Raw genomic sequence first — 22554 nt, forward strand, 5'->3', positions numbered from 1 at the left:
CGGCCATCTTAAACCCGGTTTTTACTCACGCCCAGAGCACCATTCTCAAGAACAGGCTTTCCGGCCTGTTCCACAAATTACTAATATTTTTGAGTAATCTTGCGGAGGAAAGTTGCAGATTATTTGCTATGCTTTGATTAGACATCAATAATTAATGGCGCAAATTAGTGTCAATGAAAAGAGTTATGAGGTTGAAAATTTTCTTCGCGGCCGTATTGGCGATCGTCCTGTTCACTCTCTACTTAACTCCTCCTGTGATGGCCGCGAATGCGGAGGATTTGAGTCACCTATTAAAAGATAATTGGTGCGTCAGCTTTCTCTGGAAGCAATGCGATTTGAGCGCTGTCGATTTGCGGGCAGCTAATCTCCAAGAAGCCAATTTGTCCGGCGCTAATTTGTCCGGTGCTAATTTGTCCGGTGCTAACTTAAAAAATGCTGACCTTTCTGGTGCAGACCTCAGTAGCGCTAATTTAGCAAATGCTGATATTTTAGGCACGGATCTCAGTCGAGCCAATTTGACGGAAGCTAATTTCAACGGCACGAAGTTGTGGGATGCTAATCTGACTTTAGCAAATCTGAGCCGCGCCAATTTACAAGATGCTAATGTCTTAGATTCTCGACTTTGGGGAAGCAATCTTACCCAAGCTAATTTAACGGATGCGACGCTGCACGGTGCTGACTTGCAATATGCTAATTTAGCCGACAGTAACTTGAGAGGTGCTGACTTGCACAGCTTCTTTTTCCGAGGTTCCAAACAAGTCACAAATTTGAGCAATGCTAATTTAGAAGGCGCTACCTTAACGGGAGCAAATCTCAGAGGTGCGGTGCTGGCAGGGGCAATAATGCCGGACGGGTCTATTAATGAAGAAAGTAGCTTGAATTTACAGTAGAGTAAAATTAAAGTCTGCTTGAATAATTTCAACAACAGGCTTTCGGGCTGATTTCGCAGTGCATGAATTATCGGGTGTAGCTGCGCCCGTTGCCAACAGCTTGTTGAGGATGCTGTCAAGATATCAATTTAAACCAGGGTGCGATCGACCTTTTAACTCCCAAGCTGCGCCCATTGCCAACAGCTTGTTGAGGATGCTGTCAAGATATCAATTTAAACCAGGGTGCGATCGACCTTTCAACTCCCAACCAGTAAATATCGCTAAAATCTTAAATCTCAAACCGAACCTGCACGCATCTGTTACAATTTTCAACAAAGCCAGAACACCCCCGAACCTGAAGTCACCTGCCTAGGGCTACAAGCCCCCGACAGGAGTCCTGAAGAGCAAAAAAATTAGATATTTAGTTTAAACTCCCAGATTCATCTGTAGAGTCAATCTAAAATCTAAAATCGATGGGCTGTGGAGTCAATCTAAAATCTAATAATCTAAAATCTAAAATCTAAAATCGATGGGCTGTGAAGTCAATCTAAAATCTAAAATCTAAAATCTAAAATCGACTGATGGAAACCCTGCAAACTCAACTTTACGAACTCGCACAATTTGCTAATAATTTAGTAAATACTCAACTGACAAACCTCAGTTTAGTCAGCGTCGGAGTCATCTTTCTGGCAGGGTTGCTAACGAGCTTAACGCCCTGTATGCTTTCAATGTTGCCGATCACGATCGGCTACATCGGCGGATACGAAGCAAAAAGCCGCCTGCAAGCTGCCGCCCAGTCTGCGTGGTTTTCCCTGGGATTAGCCACCACCCTTGCGGGTTTAGGTATTGTAGCATCATTTGCCGGACAAGTTTACGGGAAAATTGGCGTGGGTTTGCCGATTCTTGTCAGCATTATTGCTATTCTAATGGGGCTGAATTTACTCGAAGCTTTACCCTTGCAACTGCCGTCTTTCGACGCTGTGGGGTGGGTGCCGAAAGATTTGCCGGCGGGCGTGCGATCGTACTTATTGGGCTTAACTTTTGGTTTAGTAGCGTCTCCCTGCAGCACGCCGGTTTTAGCTACCCTCTTAGCTTGGGTTTCCAAAACGGGAGATACAGTTTTAGGTGGTGTGTTGCTGCTGTTTTACGCGGCGGGCTACGTCGCTCCGCTGATTATAGCAGGTACTTTCACTGCTAGCATTAAAAAGTTGTTAGAATTGCGTCGGTGGTCGAGTTGGATTACGCCTGTTAGCGGCGTTTTGCTAGTAGGATTTGGCGTTTTCTCCCTGCTTTCCCGGATACTGCCCGCGTAAGTTTCGTTGTAAGGACTTCAGCCCTTATTTAGAGAGATAGCAATCACTACGGAATGCGTGAATTAAGTTTTTTTTAACGAACCGCGAAGACGCGAAAAACACGAAGGAAGAAAGAAAGAAAAGAGAAAGAATTCAAAATTGATTGAGACTTTTTCAATAAACATAATAATATTTTGTTCATCTTTTGTTTTTCCCTCTTTTTTCTTCCTTCTCCCTTGTGCCATCCGTTACATCTTGTACACTGCTTCGTTGCCGAACTTGCTGACATCCGTTACATCCGTTACAAAATCCGTTGCCGAACTTCCTCCATAATTACCAATGACATCAAAAGAAGTATTTCTATCAAAACTCTCAAACTGGGCGACTGCCCCTCAAAGGTTTTTCAAGCGAGAAATCTTGCCGGTGCTAGCAGATTTGCGGCTGGCAATTATCTTGCTGCTGACGATCGCATTTTTCAGCATTTCCGGCACCGTCATCGAACAAGGCCAATCAGTACCCTTTTACCAATCTAACTATCCCGAACACCCTGCTTTGTTCGGCTTCCTAACTTGGAAAGTTGTGCTAATTGCAGGACTTGACCACGTATACCGCACTTGGTGGTTTTTGTCAATCTTAATTTTGTTCGGCAGCAGCTTAACAGCTTGTACATTTACCCGACAATTTCCCGCATTAAAAGCCGCCCGCCGCTGGAAATTTTATGAAGAACCAAAGCAGTTTGAAAAATTAGCTCTCAGTGCGGAATTAGAAACAGTTGCTTTAAGTTCGTTAGAACCACTTTTGCAGCAAAAAAACTACCGCATATTTCGAGAAGGCGAAAAAGTTTATGCCCGCAAGGGAATAATTGGCAAAATCGGCCCGATTATTGTTCACGCCAGTATGCTAATTATTTTAACTGGGTCGATATGGGGCGCAATGACGGGATTTCTCGGTCAAGAAATTGTTCCCAGCGGCGAAACATTTCAGGTGCAGAATATCTTAGATGCGGGGCCTTGGGCCGGGCCGCAAATACCGAAGGATTGGTCGATGCGAGTTAATCGGTTCTGGATTGATTATACTCCCGAAGGCGGCATCGACCAATTTTACTCTGACCTGTCAGTTTTGGACAAAACAGGCCAAGAGGTCGATCGCAAAACCATTCACGTTAACGAGCCCCTCAGATATCGGGGAGTCACTTTTTATCAAGCAGATTGGGCAATAGCCGCCGTGCGAGTTCGCCTCAACAAAAGCCCGGTTTTACAATTGCCAATGGCTCAGCTAGACACTCAAGGTAAAGGCAGAATTTGGGGAGCTTGGATTCCGACAAAACCCGATTTGAGTGCGGGAGTTTCTCTGCTAGCAAAAGACTTGCAAGGCACAATGTTAGTGTACGGTACGGATGGCAAATTGTTAACTACAGTTCGCGCAGGAACGGCGGTAGAAGTTAACGGAGTCATGCTGACAATTGACGAAGTTGTAGGCAGTACGGGATTGCAAATTAAAGCCGATCCGGGTATTCCGATCGTTTATACTGGCTTCGGGTTGCTGATGCTCAGTGTGCTGATGAGCTATCTGTCTCACTCGCAGATTTGGGCTTTGGAAACCAACGGCAAACTATACGTCGGCGGGCGAACTAATCGCGCTCAGGTGAGTTTTGAAAGAGAAGTTGTGGAGATTTTGGACAAGTTGGCAGAATCGAAACAAGAGGAAGAAAAGAGCGAAATAGCGCCGACTTCTCTAGCGAATCAAAACTAACCGTAGGGTGCGCTGCACCTTACACCAGGTGAAAAACGGATAATTAAACAGGAAATAAATGTGATAAGGAATGAGAATTAAATAACTTACAATTTTGATGGTTCTTGTGGGATGGGCGTCCCGCCCGTCCAGAAAGGGCGGGCGGGACGCCCAACCCCTACTCCCCACTTTCAAGAGTGTAAATTATTTAATTCGCGATCCTAAAAAGGATTGAGTTCAGTTAACACGCATTACTAAAGAGATTCTAGAAAGTCAAGATATGAAAAAGATTAGATACAGCCCCGATGTAGATGCGATGCTGATCGAAATTTCCGATTGCCCGATCGCCTATGCCGAAGATGAAGGAAACATGATTCTGCACTATTCTAGCAGCGGAGAACTGGTGTTGATTGAAATATTAAATGTCAAACAATTTATGTCATTAGAATCTCTCTCCGATGAGATACCTACCCGCTAAAGCAGTTCAAGCGGGCGGACACTCACAGGGACTTCACCTACTTCTGATGCGACACCTCAATCACAGTGTGCACGTTCCCGCGCGGCGAAAAATCGCCTTTAATCGTCGCTTCCAGCGGCGCGCAAGCGGCCACAAAATCGTCTAAAATTTGATTGATCGATTCTTCGTGAGAAATGTAGCGATCGCGATAACTGTTAACGTACAGTTTCAGCGCTTTTAACTCTACCACCCGCTCGTCGGGCACGTAAGTAACGTGAATTGTCGCAAAATCGGGATAGCCCGAAAATGGACACTTGCAAGTAAACTCTGGCAACGTAATGTTAATCGAGTAGCGCCGCCCGACTCGCGGATTCGGGAAAGTAATTAACTCCCCTTCCAAAATCTGGCGCTCGCCGTATTTCATTTCCTCGGTGCTTGACTTTTGCGACATAGTTTGTTCCGGTGCGTAGTTGTTCATAGCGATCGACTAAAAACTTGTAACATTAAATTAAATTAACGTTCAATATCTGTAACAAATATCTTGACGAATTGTGTTGCGATCGATCTAATTGCAAATAGTCTCAGGCTACACTAAAACAAGTTCACCCTCGCCATCTACAATTATGCAAAATACTACCTTATCTGACAATACTTCCCCCGAAAACTCAAATAGTTACTCTCCATCGGTACCGATTTCCCTCTATCGAGAAGTCACGGCAGAGCTGCAAGCAGCCCAAGCGATGGTGGACTCCCTCAAAACCCACAATCAGCAATTAGTCCAACAAAATCAACAACTGCGGCGAGAAGTAGAAACAGTAGTTCAAGTATCCCAACAGTTACAGCAAGTAGTCAACTCGGCTCAGAGCGTCACCCAGACAGGGATGCCTCAAATGCCGTCAGTCAAATTCAATTTCAGCATTGAACCTCCGCCCCCACCACCTGTAACCTCGCAGACTAACTCTGCCATACCTCAACCACCTCAGACAGTGGCTTTCCCCTTCCCCCTACCGGAACCGGAGCCAACAGTCCCCTCGATGCCGCAGCCACTTCCCGAAAAATTATTTACAGAGGTGCCGGAAACTCCTTACCGCGTGCGCTCTCAACCCAAAAAAGCCTCAGATTTAAGCGGATTGTGGTTGGCGATCGCGATTTTTCTGATTGTGATTGCAGCTTTCGGTGCAGGTTATTTAGTTGTCCGCCCCTTATTAATGAAAAAGTAAATTCCAACAAGAATCCCACGGCTCAAGCCGTGGGATTTTAAACAAAACCTAGCATAAATTGTTCAAAGTTACGCTAATTGGCCATCATCCTCTGGCGGCACTCGTTTCTACTGAACGAGGGGCATACTGCTCTTCACAAGCAGAGCCTACAATTCCCACCCCTGGCTCGAAACCGCGCGTGAACTCAGTGAGTTTTACCTGTTTAGCTTCCAAAGCTGTCTGTAGCACCTTCATGGCTCGGTGAGGGTCGCCGGCTCCGCAGAAAAATAAGTCTGCGGCAAAATAACCGTGTTCAGGCCAAGTATGGATTGCTATATGGGACTCTGCCAAAGTAGCAGTAGCTGTCACTCCGTGAGGACTAAACTGGTGTACGCACAAATCGATGAGAGTAGCTCCTCCGGCTTCGATCGCATCGAGAATAGCGCGGCGGATACGTTCAGGATCGTTAAGCAGGTCTCCAGGAGACTGCCAAGCATCAGCGACCAGATGGGTTCCCAATTGTTTCATTCTGCGGGGTTTTACCTCTATTGATTTTTAAGTCTCAAACCTTTTAACCATAGCACGGTGTCCATAAATTTTCAAGTAAATTCCCAAAATATTTCCCAAATAGCGATGAGCGCGAGGATACCGGGTTTTTTGGGGCGCTTTGGCCCTGACCGAGTGCAGGTTGAGTTCGATTGGAGTTTGAGCGGGGCGATCGATGTTTCCTGCATTTCCTGCCAAAATCGGCTTTCCGTAGAATTGGGTTAAAGCTCAACCGCCTTAATCAGCTCCGGGCGATGGAGAGGCTAGAAACCCGGAAGGGCCGGCACTCTGGGCACCGCCCATACAAAAATCGGGTTTCTCGGTGTTCGGTTTTGTTGAGATTGACCTAATTAATTATGGTTAATCAACTGATCAATCACGGCTGTGAGTAGCTCCATTCGGCAAAATCGCCCCGCCCAAAGCTGCTTCATTCAAATTATCCACATTCAAGCTGGCCCCAATCAAATTAGCCTCCGACAAATTAGTTCCTGTCAAATTCGCCCCTGTCAGAGAACTCAGCAGCAAACCGGCTCCCGACAAATTGGCGTGACTCAAATTCGCCCCCCGCAAATCCGCTTCCAGCAAGCTAGCACCTGCCAAATTTGCACCGCACAAGTTAGCTCCCCGCAAAGAAGCTTTGTTCAAATTCGCAGCCCTCAAATCCGCATTGTGCAGAATCAAACCATTTAAATTAGCTTTACTCAAATTAGCTCCCTGCAAGTCGGCACCGCTCAAATTAGAGCCATTTAGATTGGCCGATTGCAAGTCAGCACCGCTCAAGTCAGCACCGCTTAAATTAGCAGCGCTAATAGAAGCCTCCCGCAGACTTGCTTCGCTCAAGCAAGCCCCAACCAAATTGACGCCGCTGAGATTTCCGCGATTGAGATAAGCCCGAGTTAAAGTTGCTCCGCTCAGGTTCGCCCCGGTCAAATCTACCTCGCTGAGAATCGCTCTCGTCAGATTTGCTCTGCTTAAATCAACCCCGCTCATAATTGCTCGGCTCAGCGTCGCCCCGCTCAAATTAGCCTCAGTGAGTTTCGAGCCGCTTAGCAAACAAGCTCCTACTAAACTCGCTCCCGTCATCACAGCTTTGCTCAAGTCAGCCTGAGACAATATTGCTCCACTGAGATTGGCGCCGCTAAAATCTGCGCCGATCGCCACAGTTCCAGTGAAACTAGAACTCCCCAGGTTAGCTTCAATTAATTTCGCCTTAGACAAATTAGCCCCGCTCAAGTCGGCGGCGTTTAAATTAGCACCAATCAGTTTGCTTCTAATTAAGTTGGCACCTTTCAAATTAGCGTTGCTCAAATTTGTTCGACTGAGATTAGCTTCACTCAAATGAGCTGCAATGAGGTTAGCCCCTCGAAAATCTCGTTCCCCGTTTCTATGTCTAATTAAAAGTTCATCGGCACTTAAAAGTTCAGTGAAATTCATAAAAAAATTGAGTGAGTTTCCTTAATTTCTCGATGTTCTATGTTGTGTGAAAGTTTGTACTATCGTGTTTGCCAGTCAGTTTTTTAAACTAATACGGCCACATTAACAATTGTCAAAACTGCTTGATTCCTACCATCACCCTGCTCTCCTAGTTATAATTTACGAAAATAAACAGGGTTCTGGTATAATCTGAGGTTGGCTAGCGCGGAAGTTATGAAAAAATCGCGTTTCTCGCCGCCTGTAAGTCCTGTAAGTATTATTCGGCTAGTAATTATTTAGCCGTTGATGTTAGTTGTTAATTGTTAGTTGTATTTATACTAACTGCTAACCACTAATATTACCTGCTAACTAATTACCAAAATACCGAGAAGTTGTCGATCGCTCTTGTAAAGATAGATCGAATATTTGGGGTATTGCTGGCGGCATCCGCGCCGCATTCTGACCGGAAAAATTGCTGGTACTGGCGATCGAATTTATGAGTGCAATCAAGAAACAAGATATCGGAGCTTCAACCCCAAATGCCTTCTACATAAGTGCCTTCTATCTTCCATCTCCCATGAAAGCAGAGCCCGGTCAGCTCAGCTAGTTTCACCTCCCCCCACTGTGCTGCGCGCCAGTGAAATCCAACAGGAAGGCTGTTTCCCTCGGAGTGCTGAGCGAGTCGCAGGCAAAGCAAACAATACGCTGCCCTGAGCCTGAGATTTCGCGAAAAAAGACGCCGCGAGCCATTGTGCTCCCGCGCTGCTGTGCTTGCTGTCAATCTTTACTCGATCCATGAGCGCTTGCGGTTCTAATTAACAGACCACCCTACACCAGACGCGCTCGGACATAAAAGCTGTTCCTGGGCTTCTCAAATGTTTCGCTGAGGCATTCCCAGAAAAACTGTATTCCTGTAGCAGGTTTTGCCAAAGGCAAGTCTGCTGCTACAGCCAACTAATGACCAGCCTAAGTCTTGCCCGAAGGATCTGACAATATTATTCTTCTAATATTTACCGACCACGGCAGGCATTTCTGGGCGCGCGGGGCTGGCTACTTCACCTGTATAAGTTGGTGAAATTAGACACCCCATAATTAAAGATAGTCGCTCTTTGACTAACTGGGCAATATCTGCTGTAATTTATGTCATCTAATTTCATAATACAGCAGGGTTTGCAATCGAGCTGTAGTGAGTGTTACAGACTCAAAAATCGGTGCAGATTTCGGCTGAAAAAATTCAGGGAAGCGATCGATCCTCCGGCGCCAAGCCCAGCTCACGGACTGGGCCCCTAATCAAAATTAAACTTTTGACAGGTGGCTTTTTTAAGTTTTCAGAACAAAACAAAAGCCGGCTTTCAGAGAAAAAGCCGACTTTTGAGATAATTTTACCGACGAAGCGTAAAACCGCTAGGTGGCCGGTGTTGGTGGGATCGCTTTCCACAATCCGAGTGCGCGAGTGCGACTACCCTGCCGGAAGTAGAAACAATACTCAAACAAACTCTGAAGTATTAAATCAGAGGCCGGCCGGTAGTGCCATAAGTTGGATCGTAAACACCAGCGGTAGTATCAACCCCTGGAGTGCCAGGTGCGCCGTAATCAGCCCGAGCGCTATCGACGCTGGGATTATTATAGTCGTAGGTGTTCCAATGCTGAATGCCTCCGCGGCTCAGAATGGTTTCAGCTTTAGCGACTTCTGCTTCGCTGCCGTCAACCAGTACCAAGTAATCTCCTCTTGCCACGCGATCGTTGTATGCTCTAGCTTCCTCTTCGGGAATTCCCATACCGACTAAAGCTCCGATCAAGCCGCCTGCTGCCGCACCCAAAGCCGTACCGGCGAGTGTAGTGGCGATCGCCGTAGCTGAGGCTCCTGCCAGCATAATCGGCCCGATTCCCGGAATTGCCACTAGGCCCAGACCTACCAACAAGCCTGTCAAACCGCCCAAAGTACCACCTGTGAGTGCGCCCTTTGTGGCCCCTTCATCGGATTTGTTGTCCGCGCTGCCGTGCACGTCAATGCCTGCGATGTCCCCTTTAGACTCAGCATCCTTAGCGATCACCGAAACCCGATCCATGTCGAAACCGGCAGTTCTAAGTTCTCCCAGTGCGTGTTCCGTCTCGCGGCGGGTTGAAAATACTCCCACGGCGCGCTTCTGGCGGCCCGAAGCTCTGCGGCCGGTGTCTGCAGGCACATCGTAAATGCCCCAATCCTGAATGCCCCGCACGCTCATAATTCCTTCGGCTGTGGCAAGTTCGGCATCTGTTCCTTCTATGAATACCAAATATTCTCCACGCGAGACGCGATCGTTATAAGCTTTAGCTTTTTCTTCGGGAACTCCCAAACCGACCAAACCGCCTACCAAACCGCCTGCTGCTGCCCCAATCGCGCCTCCGATTACAGTATCTGCCAGCAGAGTTGCGATCGCACCCCCCGCCATCACCGGGCCCACTCCCGGAATCGCTAGCGCTCCAATGCTTCCGAGTAACCCAATCAAACCGCCCGTCACGACTCCCGCTGTCGCGCCTGCTTTGGCGCCGCCGCCCACTTTGTCGTCGGTACCCTTACCAGTACCAGTGCTAGCGCCGGCAATTTCGCTGCGATCGAGATTTTCCCCAACTACCGAAACTTTATTCATCGGAAACCCGGTACTTTGCAGTTCCATCAGGGCTAGTTCCGTATCTCGGTAATTAGAAAATGCTCCTACAGCTCGCTTGTGTTGACCTAAAGCCATTTTTTTTCTCCTGAAAAATATACTACTTTTACACAACCACAGAATTTATGCTCTGCCATCAATCACATTTAGTCATTTTTTCCCAACAATTTTCATCGGTCGCTGGGAATAACTTCCCGCTCTATCTTCAGGTTGGTTTCCAACTAATTGTCCGGGATGGGAAATCGGAAATTGGGAAGGGGAAGTTGCAGGTATTGCGCGAGTTTTGAGTTCGTGAATTTAAAATTCAATTTACACTCTTTCACTTAAAACCCCACTCTCCCTAGAGAGTCACCTAAGCGTTGCAATCCGCTCCGCCAGCAATCTTACAATGCCCAACTATACCCTCTTCCCTCAGACTTCTCTCCTAGATAACTACATCCTTTTCCCTTCTTTCCCTCGCAATTCTTCCTGCTAATTTATTGATTGCTGCTAGGCGATGCGGGTGCAGCAGGGGCGACAACAGCCGTCACATTCACCTGTTTGACACCCTTAATCTCTTTAGCTAGCGGCTCAATTTTAGCTAAATCAGTTTGATTGGGAACTGTGCCACCTACGGTGACAACCCCGTCTTTTGCATCAACAGTTAGCTGACCTTTAGTGATGTTTACTTCTAACTTCGATCGTACTTCACTTTGGAGGTCGCCATCGGCTCTTATGGCATCGCCACCCGTCACATTGTTGCGCTGTTCTCTGGCCCTGATATCAGAATTTGCTTGTGCTTTGCGAATATCGCTAGTTGCGTCACCCTGAGTTTTTTGAACTGTCTCGGCAGGGGGCGGGGTAGTGGTATTTTCTGTGGTAGTATTAGGAGCATCAGCGCTAGTTTTAGCCCCCTCGCTGCAAGCAGCAGCTCCAAATAATAGGATGCCGCTGAGGAGAATTGGTGTTAGTTTGTTCATAATAGGTTAATACCCTCCGGGTAAGCTTTCGATGAGCCTGACTTCCCTGCCTTCGTTGAGCCAGATGGGAGCCAGATGGGAGCCAGATGGATCAAGACAGCATCTTTATTTGTGCTTTCTGCGATTTAAAAATCCTTATATCAAATATATAAACTTGAGGAAGTATCTACATCGCTCCACGGGTGTAAAATTTATCTATGCCGTTAGATAGAGTACAAAAAACAAAATAAGGTCTTCAGTCACATTTAACTTAATGAGTTTTGACCGCATTATTCCTCAGAAACCTGGTAGATGAAGCCATTTTTCGTTGCTCAAGCCAATATTTTCCTAGGAACCAAGTTTAAAGGCGTAAGTTTTATTAATAAATGCGATCGCCACTCCCAACAAATTTTTCCCTCGAACCTCGAACCTGGGACTTCTTCCCCCAACATCCATCCATTAAATCCGTTAAATCCCATACACTGCTCGTTGCCGAACCTCCTGCTTCAAAACAAACGAAAAGAGTCGAGAAATTTTTGAGCATTTTCTGGTTCTGGGGTAGTGGCTACCAGCCCGTAAACGCGCGTTTCCACCAAAAAGACTTGGCCCACACCTATCGGTTCAGTGGGGGAAAGCGGCTGAAACTCAAACTCTTTTCCCGGATAGCCTCCGAGGGAAATATCCCGCACTTGCAACAATTTAGCATTCGCTCCCACTACAAATAAATCAACGGCATTATTTAAAGTAATTCTGATATTATTGATATTATTGTTCCTTAGCCGAAAATCTAGGTCAAAGTATTGAAGCAAATAAGTTTCTTTATTTTTTAAGTTCGATCGGTATGTATGAGCAATAATTTGATTTGAAAAAATTTCGGAATTAATTTTGGGATTTCCCGGCATATCGATCGCAAACTGACCCATCGCTGAGCAAAATGGCTGCCACTCTGGCGTCTGAATGGCTGTCCGCAGCGGGGCTGGTTGAGATGCAGCGGGACGGGACAATTTGAGAGGCGAGACAAGTAATGTAGCAGTAACTAGAAGTAAATACAGAAATTTCATTTGGTTAAGAAATATATTTGCCCGATCGATCTGCGCTAGCCTAGAAATATATCCGCAAAGGGGGGATTTATGCTGAATATTATATTTACTCCACAGCGACGCAACTCTCAAGGGCGATCGCCAGCTAAAACCAGTAAAACCAGTAAAACCAATATACTCGCTGCTGTAAATACTTGGCTAGCTGTGTGTCTGCTGGCTGCTGTCACAGCTTGTGCAAACAGCCCCAACAGCAAGGCACTCGAAGAATCTTTAGCCGCCGATCCGACATTAAAACAAAATCCAGTGGTTTTCTCTTCCCCGCCACCAGCGACAGCAATTGAGACAAACTCTACCGCCAAACTTCCTCCCGATTTCCCAACAGAGATTCCACTCTATCCTAATGCTGAGTTAATCGAAGTTAGTGGGCAAACAGATCCGTCGCCAAAAAATGTGCGGCTGCGCTGGGAAAGCACAGATCCGGTTAATTCGGTTCAAAACTTTTACTCCACAGAGTTTGGGCGTCGCAACTGGGAAATAGTCAGCCGCCCCACCGCCGAGGGACAAGGTTCTTTGGTAGCAACGCGAGATAATTTACGGGTAACAGTGTCGCTTTCTCCTACTCAGAAAGTAGGGGGTTCTACAGAATTTGCGATCGACTACAGCAAAGAAAGCCCCGAAATTGCCGCCAGTCCCCAACCTAATAATTCCGAGTCTAGCGCATCTCCAACCGCTTCACCAACTCCATCTAATTCAGAGGGAACTACTCCAACACCATCCGCCTCGCCAAAATCAGCAAAAGTTAGCGAACAAGAAAGCCAAATTCCTCAACAGTTGCGGCAGTATGTGGCAGATTTAAGTCAGTTGGAAGTGCTAAAAGTGCGAGCGGCACAAAGTGCTAATTTAGAAACTGGCAGCACTTTACCCAAACCCAACAAAATTATCACTCGCCGCGAATACGCCCGCTGGTTAGTAGCAGCTAACAATCAGATTTATGCTAGCCGTCAAGCCAAACAAATTAGATTAGCAGTAGACTCTAGCGAACCGGCTTTTTCTGACGTACCCAAAACAGACCCGGATTTTTCAGCAATTCAAGGTTTAGCAGAAGCAGGTGTAATTCCGAGTTCGCTTTCTGGAGAAACTAAAGATGTGAAATTTCGCCCGGATGCACCTTTAACTCGCGAAACAATGATTCTCTGGAAAGTGCCTTTAGATAGTCGTCAAGTTTTACCGACAGCTAACATTGACGGAGTGAAAGAAAAGTGGGGTTTTCAAGATGCTTCTAAAATTGATTCCCAGGCGTCGCGGGCAGTTTTAGCTGATTTTAACAATGGAGATTTGGCGAATATTCGCCGCGTTTTTGGTTTTACTACTCTGTTTCAGCCGAAGAAATCAGTGACTCGCGCCGAAGCTGCTGCTAGTTTGTGGTATTTTGGCGTTCAAGATCAGGGATTGTCTGCTAAAGATGCCCTGGAAGCAAAGTCTCCACCTGCTGAGTAGAGTTTTTTGGGGTAGTTAAAAGTTTTGAACACAGCATCTACTTAGCCAAAACAAAGAAACCGGGTTTTTTCTCTGTAACAAAACCCGCTTTCTGCGTCCCAGACTGACGAAATTGTACCAATTTTTGATGAATCGGCGTGCGATCGCCCGCCACAAAAATTGCCGCTTGAGTTTCAAGGATTTCTGTGAAGATGGCTGACCCAGAAACCGACTTTTATCTACGAAAATGCCCAATACAACGCGAGGCATATCCGCTGAAAAACCTTGTTTCTTTAATTCCTATGGGCGAGTCATCGTAAAAAATTATTCCATAAATTATACATCGGCTTTTCTGTCCTTGTGGCCTACCCTAGGGGATAGATTTTTTTTAATCTTAATTTCTGTATCCTGGCATACAACCGCTGCATTTGGCGGGCAAATTTTCTACATATTTTAACTAATATCGTTTCCGGTTGTATCGGAATGATTTAACCGCAGAGGGCGCAGAGAACGCAGAGGGAGAGAATACAGAGAGGAATAATTCCGATGCTACCGGATTTGATATAACACTTTGTTGAAAACTCTCCCTAGGATTCCGGATGGCTTAGCGGCCTTAACGATAAATGAAAAACAGTGTTTGAGCTCTTGGAGAGCATTTTTTAATGTACGATATTACCTTATTTACCCCGCAAGACATGGCGAAATGCAGCTTAGTCCTGCGCCATTTAGGTAGAAATACTGCTAGTATGGAAGCCAGCAGCCAGAAGATTGTTAACTATATTTACCGACATTTTTGCGATTCGCAAACTGGAGAAAATACCTGTGCCTTAGTGCGTTTGTTCAAAACTCATCCCTACGGGGAATTAGAAGACTCATTGCAACAATCTGCGCGCCGCTTGATGAAGGGCAATTCCCCCGCCGCCGACATGAAATGTTGGACTCTGCTAGCAGCCGCAGGCACAGAACCGCAGTGGAATTCTCGGCACACAGCAGCAGAAAATACAGCTATTCCATTAGTTAGCACCAAATTAGTGGCTCAAATGCCGGCGATTTCGGAAATAATCCGGCAGTTTGGTTTAGACATTCCTACATTCCTCGGAATTGAGCGAGAAAGGTTCCTGCAATTAGAGCCCGCAGTATTAAATATTTTTCACGTATCAGAGGCAAAAGGCAGCCCCTTTATTCCTGAGCAAAATTCCTTAATTATCCCCTACCAAGTCAAGTCTGTCTTGGGATTTGGGGGACTTCTGCCGTCAGGAAGTGTGTTTGCGGTAGTGATGTTCCTCAAAGTTAAAATTCCCCACAGCACGGCTGAAATGTTTAAAGATTTGGCACTTAGTGTCAAAACTGCATTGTCCATGCCCGACAAACAAAGTGTTTTTGACTATTCAGAAAATCCTACAAGCTTTGTTACAAATAACAATTTTGGCGAAACCCAATTACTGGAACATCAAGTTGCCAATTTGATGCAAATGCTGGACTTTTCCGAACAAGAAATGCTCAGACAAGCCACTCGGTTTCAACAGACTATTGACAATTTACAGCACGAGATCGCCGAATACAAAAATAAAGAACAAGCTGTGAAAGCAAGTCAAGATCAATTTACAGGTATCCTCAATATTCCCAATGATGCTATTGTTATGGTCGAAGAAAGTCAAGTAATTCAGCGCTTTAATCAAGGGGAAGAACACATTTAACCCAAGCTCTGTGTTTAGTAACCCGGTTTCTTTGATAAACCGGTTGTTGCTGTATTTGTTGAGTTATACCAGTTCCTACAAATATGCTGCAATGATCTTAGAGTTTAAGGATTATTATATCAAAGTAAACTACCAAGAAAGAATTGATTTAACAGTTAATGTCCTATGCGCTTTTGAGGAGTCCCTGAGAAGCCTACGCCATAATTTACTTAGTTGGTGTATGAATATGTCACTAAAATTGAAAAAAGTCAAAAGTAAGAAAGCTGGGAGTAAAAAAAGATTTTTTACTTTTGGCTTTTGACTTTTGACTTTTAGCACATTTAGTATTCCAATCAAAACTCTTAAGGCGCTGCTGCCGCCCTGCGGTTGGCAACAATCAGATTAGCCTGATACTCTGCCGCTTTTTGCTGAGCCTTTTGATAGTTCGGGCTGGTTGACGGTACGGCTCTCATGAGCTTAACCGCTTGCTGCCACTCGCTTGCTACTGCGATCCACTCATTTTGAGACTGAGCCGTCTGGGCCGAAATTGCTGCCTTCTGAGCTGTGTTAACGGCTGCCCTCCAAGAGTCAGGCTTAGGCGCGGCGGGTTTTGGTGCAGGAGAAGCTGGAGCTGGGCTTGCTGGCGCAGCCGCAGTGGGAGCGGGTTTTGGTGCAGGGGAGGCTGCCTGTGGGGTGCCCGGAGATGCGGCGGTCGAGGATGCGGCGGCTTTAGAAGGGGGAGATGCGGGTTTCGGGGAAGGGGAAGCAGCTTCGGGGGCTATCGGTTCTGGGTTCGAGTCGCCGAAGGGGAAAGTTTTAGTAAAGAAAAGCCCTGCGATCGCCGCCAGAGGTACTAAGATACCCACAGGTATTACCCATTTGGGAAATTGTTTTTTCGGAGGCGGGGCTTGATCTTCGTCTTCGTCTTCGTCTTCCTCGTCGTCATCTCGATCGAATTCTCCTTCTTGATAATAGTCTTCCTCTTCGGGCTCGACATCATCTAAACCTACAGAGTCGTCAGGCATTCCACTATCCAAGGGGTAAGGCATTGAATCCGCAGGCATCAGATCAATTTCATCTTCCCACGCAGGCTCACCGTCACCTGTTCGACGCCCGTAAACCTTTACAGTGTGAATTGATTCGAGTCCCAGCTTCGTCATGCCGGTGCGGATGAAATCGACCAATACCATTTGATCCGGTACTTTGTCTGCCTCCAGAGTTATGTGGAGGCAGCCGTTGTCCCGCGTCACATCGGCGTTGATGCCTTTGGGTTTGAGTGTACGGTTGATGCTAGATGCGATCGCTTTTGGATCGCCTTGCTTGAGCAGTTCCCGCGGGTTCTGTTGTGTCATGGGTAGCGCTCTTTTTTGGGGGGGGGTGGAGAGCCGGCAAATAATATTAACCGATCGGCATTCGGCGGACAATATTTATTTACCACATTAACTTCTAATTTGGCATTCTGAGAGTATTTCTAGTATCTATTGACCTTTTGGCCTGCGAGCCGGCATCAAGCACATAGCCGAAGAAAGAAATTTGTTGTAAAAATTTACAGTAAGGGGCCGATCCTGTGCCCTGTCGCGCATCAGCGAAACAAGCTAGAAAGTTCTATAACTTTGGTTTGCAGGGTTGAGATTTCTTCCCGGCCCCGCTTTAAAGAAGCTTCTAACTCTAGCAGCAAGGGCAAACTTTTTTGCAGTTTTTCTAAGCTGGCGTTCTTGACTTCTTGACGAAAATAGTATACTCGTTTCGGATTGCCGAGTTCTAGAGCTTGAGCAATTTTATCATCGCGATCGCCCGCTTGGATCATCGCCTTTACCCACAGCCAAATCCGAAACTTACCAGTCAAGCCAGCCACAATCCTCAAACCAGGCTCGCTGCGGCCAGTTAAGCCTGCCAATAAATCCAAAGCGGCGGAGGTATTGCCCTCGCGAATCGCATCGGCTAGCTGGAAGGTATTCTGGGCGTGACAGTGCACCAGTGCGGCAACTTCCTCCGGGTTCAGAGGTTGGCTGCGGTTGCCCGCAAACAGCAGCAATTTTTCGAGTTCGCTGTATAGCTGGCGGGTATCGCTGCCAATGGATTCGGCCAAAAGTTCGATCGCTGTGGCTGTCAATTTTACGTTCATTTCGCCCGCGACTTGGCGCACCCGCTGGGCTAATTCTTTGTCATTCCAAGGCGGAATCGGTGAAAATTCCCGCACTTGGGCGGACTGGGAAATTAACTTGGTAGACTTGAGCCGGCTGTCGGGTTTTTTGACGGATGTCAGCAGCAGCACGGTGGTAGGGGGAATCACTGGCAGTGTTCGTTCAAATTGTGCTAACAGTTCAGGAGAGCACTGCTGCGTTACAGTCGTATTTGCCAGCCAGACAAAACGGCTGCCGGTACCGAAGGGCGGGGTTAAGGCTCGATCGAGCCCTTCGACCACAGCTCCGGCGGAATCGGCAATAATTTTGTCATAGTTAAAACTAGCCCAGTTGGGGTCGAGGACTGTTTGCCGCAAACTTGTCACAGCCTGCGCCATCGCAAAGTCGTCTTCTCCCCAAAACAGGTAAATTTGCATAATCAACGCTCACTAGCAAAAAAAATCCGAGTTGCAGGCGAGGCTTGTCCAACATATCCTGAATTGGGCTGTTGGAAGCCCGCGCCATAATATAAAATTTGGTGTGGGAGTATGTCACCGCGAGGAAATCAAGATTGGATGATACTTATCAAGCTTACGTAAATCGGGTGGCGCGAATGACGCTGCTGGACTCCTACAAGTCCCAGGTGGAACACATTCAGGAATCTCCAAAATTTAAGCCCGACGAAGCAGGCCGGAGAAATCCTGTACCTTTTCCAGGTTATTCCGTGATTACGCCCCCTGCGGGGGAAGATGCAGAAAATGCTGCATTTTATAGTAATTTGCACTCGAGCCAACAACGGCTATTGCAGGAAATAGCGGAGGGTGCGATCGTGGCACTGCCTCCTGATACCTTCCATTTAACCGTAGCCGATTTGATTTGGAGCAGCGCTTTTCGAGATGCCTCTGATAAAAATCCCGAATTTGAGGAGCAACTGCGCTCGCGCATGGCCGATCGTTTTGCCGCCTGCAAACCCTTGGCGGGCGGCGCTCCCATTCGCTGGATAGTGCTGGGGTTGATGGTGATGACTAGAGCTGTGGGTGTTTGTTTGGCACCGACGGACGAAAACTCTTACAAGCAAATTCTGGAGTTTCGCCGATCGATCTATCAAAATCCCGATTTAATGGCTTTGGGAATTGAACAGCAATATCATTTCACGGCACACATTACTCTGGGTTATTTTGGGGACATCGGGCCGAACCTTGACCGCGCTCGCTTGTGCGCTTTGCTGTCAGAGTTAAACGAGCAATGGCTGGACACGCCGCAAGAACTGTCCGTAAACCGAGTGGAACTGCGGAAGTTTGACGACATGACCACCTATCTCCGGCAACCGGAATGGCCTGTTTTTGAGTTTTAACGAAGGAAGAGGGAAGAGGGAAGAGGGAAGAAGGAAGAAGGAAGATTTTTTCCCATCTCCCACTCTCCCCATCTCCCACTCTCTCGCCCCCTCTCCCTCTCTCCCCTGTGACCATAGTCAGGATATTGCCTATTAACTACCAGCCGGGAAGTCCCGGGCGTATATTTAGAGGGGATTAATCAGAGCGCTGTGCCCCGTACCCGTTGGGAATTACGCCCGCGTGATGAAAGGCTCGTCGGGTTTCGCTACGGGAACCGACAATTATTCTTTTATACCCCAATACGATCGGGAAATACTCTGATACTATATTAGCAAGTGGGGGTGGAACTACCTCACTATAAAAAGCCTTTGAAAAAAAGGAAAAAGAAGCCTTCGGTGTAACTGTACTCAGTTGACCGTCAGGTTTGTTCACATGCTTTAATTATTTTTGTTTGACATTAAAGTCAAGGAAAAAATTTATGAAAAACCAGGAAAAATCAGTAATTCTGGTTTTTTACTTTTTGCTTGAAAAGTGACAGTAAACGTTGTTGGTATAGGTTTAGATGGAGCTGCTGGGCTGAGCGAATCGGCGCGGCAGGTTGTAGAAATGGCGGCTCTGCTAATAGGCAGCGAGCGCCATTTAAGCTATTTTCCCCAGCACGACGGAGAGCGCTGGGCGTTGGAAGATTTGACCGAAGCAATTCTGGAAATTCGGCGATGGTGGGCGACTGAACCCGAATTATATCCCTCTGGGGAGACGGTGGAACCCCGCGATCGACCGATCGTAATTTTAGTGGCCGGCGACCCGCTGTTCTACGGCTGGGGAAAGTTGTTAATTGCCCAATTGCCGGCAGAAAAATTGAGTTTTCACCCCCACGTCAGTTCTGTGCAGTTGGCTTTTAACCGCTTGCAAATCCCTTGGCAAGACGCTCATTTTGTTGGCTCTCAAGGACGTTATTTTGAGGAACTGACGGCAAAACTCAAACTCGGTGTCGAGAAAATTGCGGTGCTCGCCGACGAAACTCATACTCCGGCTGTACTGGCAAATTTGGTGAAAGCTCTAGATTTGCCTACACGCTACGAGTTTTGGGTTTGCGAAAATTTGGGGGCGGCCCAGGAACGGGTAAGCCGCAAGTCTCTGTCAGCTTTGCTGGGAGAGTCTTTTGCACCGCTGAGCGTGGTTGTGATGCTGCGGGAGTCCCCGGCGGGGACGGAACCTTTGGATTTGGAAAAGTTGCCTTTGTTGGGAATACCGGATGCAGCTTTTATCGGTTGTGGCGACAAGCCGGGTTTGACGGTTGAACGGGAAGTGCGGGTGTTGGTGCTGGCACAATTGGCTTTGCAACCGGGACAAGTTGTCTGGGATGTGGGTGCTGGTAATGGTTCTGTGTCGATCGAGATTGCTCGTTTATTCCCGCAGTCTGAGGTGTACGCGATCGAAAAAACGGTTTCTGGTACTTCTGCGATCGAGTTCAACTACGGCCGTTTTGGGCTGCAAAATGTGTTCTCGATTAACGGAACTGCCCCGGAAATCTTGCACCGCTTGCGTCCTCCGCACCGGATTTTTATTGGCGGTAGTGGGGGAGGGTTGACTAAAATTTTGGGCGTTTGCGCGCTGCGGCTGCTCCCTGGAGGCTCGATCGTCCTGGCTTTGGATGCTTTTGAGGATATTGCTACTGTTTTGAGCTGGATGGGCGATCGGGTGCGCCGGGAACCGCACTGGAGTTACCGAATTGTGCAAGTGCAGTTATCGCGTTCTGTGGCTGGGGGTAATTCAACTCGTTTTGATGCGTTGCGGCCGGTTTCGATTGTGACGATCGATCGACACTTGAATTAATCTGAAATCTGTCATATCAAATCCGCGCTTGGGGAGTCAGGCGTACAATCGAGTCAACATTCAACACTCAAGCATCATTCAGTTTGGCGACACCGAATCAACAATTAACAGTCATAAGGAGTGCAAACGGCAATTGATATAATATCATGTCTAGTCGAGCGGCCGCGATTTTTGTAAGGGCGGGTTCACGAACAATACCTGCCAATAATGGACAATCTCAAAAACCCGCCCCGACCGGGATATTATGGTTAATCGATCGGACATGATATAACTCTAACTTTTGGGTGCACGCAGAACACAGAGCATCCTCTGGTTAGCGGAGAATATCCAAGCGGTGCAACAATGAGTTTAGAACTCAAATAATTAATTTAACACCCATGGATCAACTGCTGCGCCAACTAATTGAGGAGGTATGCGAGTATCCCCAAAACAGCTCCCAAAGGCGCAAAGCGATGAACCGATTGCTAGCCGAACTACAGGAACTTCCCGGACTACTGCGATCTGCACATCCCGATTATTTAGACGCCTTAAATAAAACCTGGGTATGGGTGAACAAAAGCATTTGCTCGAACTTCAAGCTTAGCGATCCGAATGTGTCAAGACGACTGCGACAATGGATAAATAGTTACCTAGAGTGGCGCATTAAGGATTTGAATTTACCTTCTCAACCGCCCACCTACAGTTTAGATGCCCCCATAGGAAGCTCAGATACTGAAACCGCGTTGCTGGATTTGCTTTCAGAAACAAGTTTTTATACTCCTACCCGCAGTGGTTTGGATGGCTACATAGCACTTTTAGAGCAAGAAAATTATCAGAATATTATTCAACAGCTAGAACAATACGTCCAAGAAGACCCCGATGGGAAATTTCGCTCCTGTCATCCTAAAAATCATCCAGAGTGTAACTGTCAAGTTCTCACATTAAAGGTACTGTTTAAAACCACGCCTGACAAGTTTACTGCGATCGCCAAAGAATTTAACATCAACTACCAAACTCTAAAATCACACTGGGAAAGGAACTGTCGCCCCTTGCTCCAAGCGATCGCATTAGAGCTAGGATACACAAGAGAGGATTAAATTATGCAAAGCACAAACCCAACGCTATTGACAGTTCCACTAGGTACTGATGCTCACCGCACCGCTCGAAAATTTGCTGCCGAAACTCTGCAACTCGCTCCTGAATTGACAAAGCATGAGGCTGCCAAACGAGTTTATGTGAATACTTTAGCAGTTTATGTTGTCTATAGTTACCTCAAATGGCAAGCTTACGAACCCGATTTAATTCAAGGCGATAGTTGGCATCCTGTCGTCCGTGCCCAGTGGGATATTGCTGATTTGGTGTTACCAGGGATGGGTAAATTAGAATGCCGCCCGGTTTGGTTTGGAGAAAGTGCGATCGTAGTTCCACCAGCAGCCAGAGAAGACAGAATCGGCTATGTAATAGTTGAATTTGGGGAAAAATTAGACTCAGGAAAACTGCTAGGATTTACCCCATCACTGGATAATTCTGCATTGCCAAGCCAGATCCAGATTGCCGAACTCCAAAACTTAGATGATCTGATCGATCATCTCTATCGTCTGGAATTAGGAAATCAGTTTTTGAGAAGTGACGATCCAGTAGCCGTAGAAGTGCGACAACTCTTAGAAACACAAAATTTTTCAGAAATTATCGCTCAATTAGAGCGCATTTACCGAACTACTAAACCCATTAAATGGCGGTATGCAGGAGCAGATGTATTAGTCGCTAGTATTCCTATTAATCCTCATCATCAAATACTTGAGTCTTCTGCTGAACAACAGGCTTTTATGGGAGAAATTGGTCGAGAAGAAAAAGTTCTCTCCGCAGATTTCAACATCCAAGAGTTAGCCCAAAAAATGCTAAATAAATTAGCAGGAATTTGGGATGTTGAAACAAAAGCTTAAATATTCTTTCAAAAAACTGAGAACCTCCCCATTTGGTAAAAAGCATTTTTTAGG

The 22554-nt window shown here is 46.8% G+C and carries 22 protein-coding genes; 13 read left to right on the forward strand and 9 right to left on the reverse strand.

All coding sequences use genetic code 11. From position 1 onward, the window contains the following. The first annotated feature begins 173 nt into the window (after positions 1-173). The 5 genes from QT992_RS11050 (at position 174) to QT992_RS11070 (ending at position 4370) form a co-directional block, all read left to right on the forward strand. On the forward strand, positions 174-890 hold the full coding sequence (locus tag QT992_RS11050) for a pentapeptide repeat-containing protein (RefSeq protein ID WP_333315546.1): 717 nt from the start codon (positions 174-176) through the stop codon (positions 888-890). A 58-nt stretch (positions 891-948) separates the two neighbouring features. Beyond that, positions 949-1242, forward strand: coding sequence for a hypothetical protein (locus QT992_RS11055; protein WP_333315545.1), 294 nt, complete (start codon positions 949-951; stop codon positions 1240-1242). 208 nt (positions 1243-1450) lie between these two features. After that, the gene (locus QT992_RS11060) at positions 1451-2182 is read left to right on the forward strand and encodes a cytochrome c biogenesis protein CcdA (protein ID WP_445251107.1); all 732 of its coding nucleotides are present in this window, start codon (positions 1451-1453) and stop codon (positions 2180-2182) included. A gap of 318 nt (positions 2183-2500) precedes the next feature. Further along, entirely contained in the window at positions 2501-3913 is a 1413-nt protein-coding gene (locus tag QT992_RS11065; RefSeq protein WP_333337686.1) for a cytochrome c biogenesis protein, read from the forward strand. A 259-nt stretch (positions 3914-4172) separates the two neighbouring features. Next, positions 4173-4370: a DUF2283 domain-containing protein gene (locus tag QT992_RS11070; protein WP_015178821.1), complete on the forward strand. Its 198-nt coding sequence runs from the start codon at positions 4173-4175 to the stop codon at positions 4368-4370. Positions 4371-4407: 37 nt separating this feature from the next. Here the strand turns inward: QT992_RS11070 and queF are convergent, their stop codons facing one another. Then, positions 4408-4827 (reverse strand): preQ(1) synthase, encoded by a 420-nt coding sequence (queF, locus tag QT992_RS11075; protein WP_006633986.1) that lies wholly within the window; start codon positions 4825-4827, stop codon positions 4408-4410. Positions 4828-4972: 145 nt separating this feature from the next. Between queF and QT992_RS11080 the strand changes: the two genes are divergently transcribed. Continuing rightward, positions 4973-5569 carry a hypothetical protein gene (locus tag QT992_RS11080; RefSeq protein WP_333337689.1) on the forward strand — a complete coding sequence of 199 codons (597 nt, stop codon included), beginning with the start codon at positions 4973-4975 and terminating at the stop codon, positions 5567-5569. Positions 5570-5653: 84 nt separating this feature from the next. On the opposite strand, the gene speD is transcribed toward QT992_RS11080, so the two are convergent. Further along, positions 5654-6076 (reverse strand): adenosylmethionine decarboxylase, encoded by a 423-nt coding sequence (gene speD, locus QT992_RS11085; protein ID WP_006633984.1) that lies wholly within the window; start codon positions 6074-6076, stop codon positions 5654-5656. 57 nt (positions 6077-6133) lie between these two features. Here speD and QT992_RS11090 point away from each other — a divergent pair, with 57 nt between their 5' ends. Further along, positions 6134-6319, forward strand: coding sequence for a hypothetical protein (locus QT992_RS11090; RefSeq protein WP_333337692.1), 186 nt, complete (start codon positions 6134-6136; stop codon positions 6317-6319). Between the two features lie 147 nt (positions 6320-6466). Here the strand turns inward: QT992_RS11090 and QT992_RS11095 are convergent, their stop codons facing one another. From QT992_RS11095 to QT992_RS11115, 5 genes are all read right to left on the reverse strand, one after another. Continuing rightward, a complete protein-coding gene (locus QT992_RS11095) occupies positions 6467-7528 on the reverse strand; it encodes a pentapeptide repeat-containing protein (protein ID WP_333337695.1) in 1062 nt (353 codons plus the stop codon). Positions 7529-7876: 348 nt separating this feature from the next. Further along, positions 7877-8017, reverse strand: coding sequence for a hypothetical protein (locus QT992_RS11100; RefSeq protein ID WP_333245709.1), 141 nt, complete (start codon positions 8015-8017; stop codon positions 7877-7879). Positions 8018-9012: 995 nt separating this feature from the next. Continuing rightward, positions 9013-10233, reverse strand: coding sequence for a histidine kinase (locus QT992_RS11105; protein WP_333337698.1), 1221 nt, complete (start codon positions 10231-10233; stop codon positions 9013-9015). 398 nt (positions 10234-10631) lie between these two features. Then, entirely contained in the window at positions 10632-11114 is a 483-nt protein-coding gene (locus tag QT992_RS11110; protein ID WP_333337701.1) for a BON domain-containing protein, read from the reverse strand. 485 nt (positions 11115-11599) lie between these two features. Beyond that, a complete protein-coding gene (locus QT992_RS11115; protein ID WP_333337703.1) occupies positions 11600-12154 on the reverse strand; it encodes a hypothetical protein in 555 nt (184 codons plus the stop codon). A gap of 69 nt (positions 12155-12223) precedes the next feature. On the opposite strand from QT992_RS11115, the gene QT992_RS11120 reads away from it, so the two are divergent. After that, a complete protein-coding gene (locus QT992_RS11120) occupies positions 12224-13630 on the forward strand; it encodes an S-layer homology domain-containing protein (protein WP_333315532.1) in 1407 nt (468 codons plus the stop codon). Between the two features lie 641 nt (positions 13631-14271). After that, positions 14272-15306, forward strand: coding sequence for a histidine kinase (locus tag QT992_RS11125; protein WP_333315530.1), 1035 nt, complete (start codon positions 14272-14274; stop codon positions 15304-15306). Between the two features lie 341 nt (positions 15307-15647). Here QT992_RS11125 and QT992_RS11130 read toward each other — a convergent pair whose 3' ends face one another. Both QT992_RS11130 and holA read right to left on the reverse strand, forming a co-directional pair. Beyond that, positions 15648-16637 (reverse strand): hypothetical protein, encoded by a 990-nt coding sequence (locus QT992_RS11130; RefSeq protein WP_333315528.1) that lies wholly within the window; start codon positions 16635-16637, stop codon positions 15648-15650. 230 nt (positions 16638-16867) lie between these two features. Next, positions 16868-17845 carry a DNA polymerase III subunit delta gene (holA, locus tag QT992_RS11135; protein ID WP_333337706.1) on the reverse strand — a complete coding sequence of 326 codons (978 nt, stop codon included), beginning with the start codon at positions 17843-17845 and terminating at the stop codon, positions 16868-16870. A gap of 176 nt (positions 17846-18021) precedes the next feature. Here holA and QT992_RS11140 point away from each other — a divergent pair, with 176 nt between their 5' ends. The 4 genes from QT992_RS11140 to QT992_RS11155 all read left to right on the forward strand — a co-directional run bounded on the left by QT992_RS11140 (position 18022) and on the right by QT992_RS11155 (position 22500). After that, complete coding sequence (locus QT992_RS11140) at positions 18022-18762, forward strand: DUF1868 domain-containing protein (protein WP_333337712.1); 741 nt, start codon at positions 18022-18024, stop codon at positions 18760-18762. 511 nt (positions 18763-19273) lie between these two features. Beyond that, entirely contained in the window at positions 19274-20578 is a 1305-nt protein-coding gene (gene cbiE, locus QT992_RS11145; RefSeq protein WP_333343028.1) for a precorrin-6y C5,15-methyltransferase (decarboxylating) subunit CbiE, read from the forward strand. A gap of 377 nt (positions 20579-20955) precedes the next feature. Next, positions 20956-21654: a hypothetical protein gene (locus QT992_RS11150; RefSeq protein WP_333315524.1), complete on the forward strand. Its 699-nt coding sequence runs from the start codon at positions 20956-20958 to the stop codon at positions 21652-21654. Positions 21655-21657: 3 nt separating this feature from the next. Then, a complete protein-coding gene (locus QT992_RS11155) occupies positions 21658-22500 on the forward strand; it encodes a DUF1822 family protein (RefSeq protein ID WP_333343027.1) in 843 nt (280 codons plus the stop codon). Positions 22501-22554: the final 54 nt, after the last annotated feature.

It is taken from the genome of Microcoleus sp. T3_D1 (assembly GCF_036700405.1).
In the GTDB taxonomy this organism is placed as follows: domain Bacteria; phylum Cyanobacteriota; class Cyanobacteriia; order Cyanobacteriales; family Microcoleaceae; genus Microcoleus.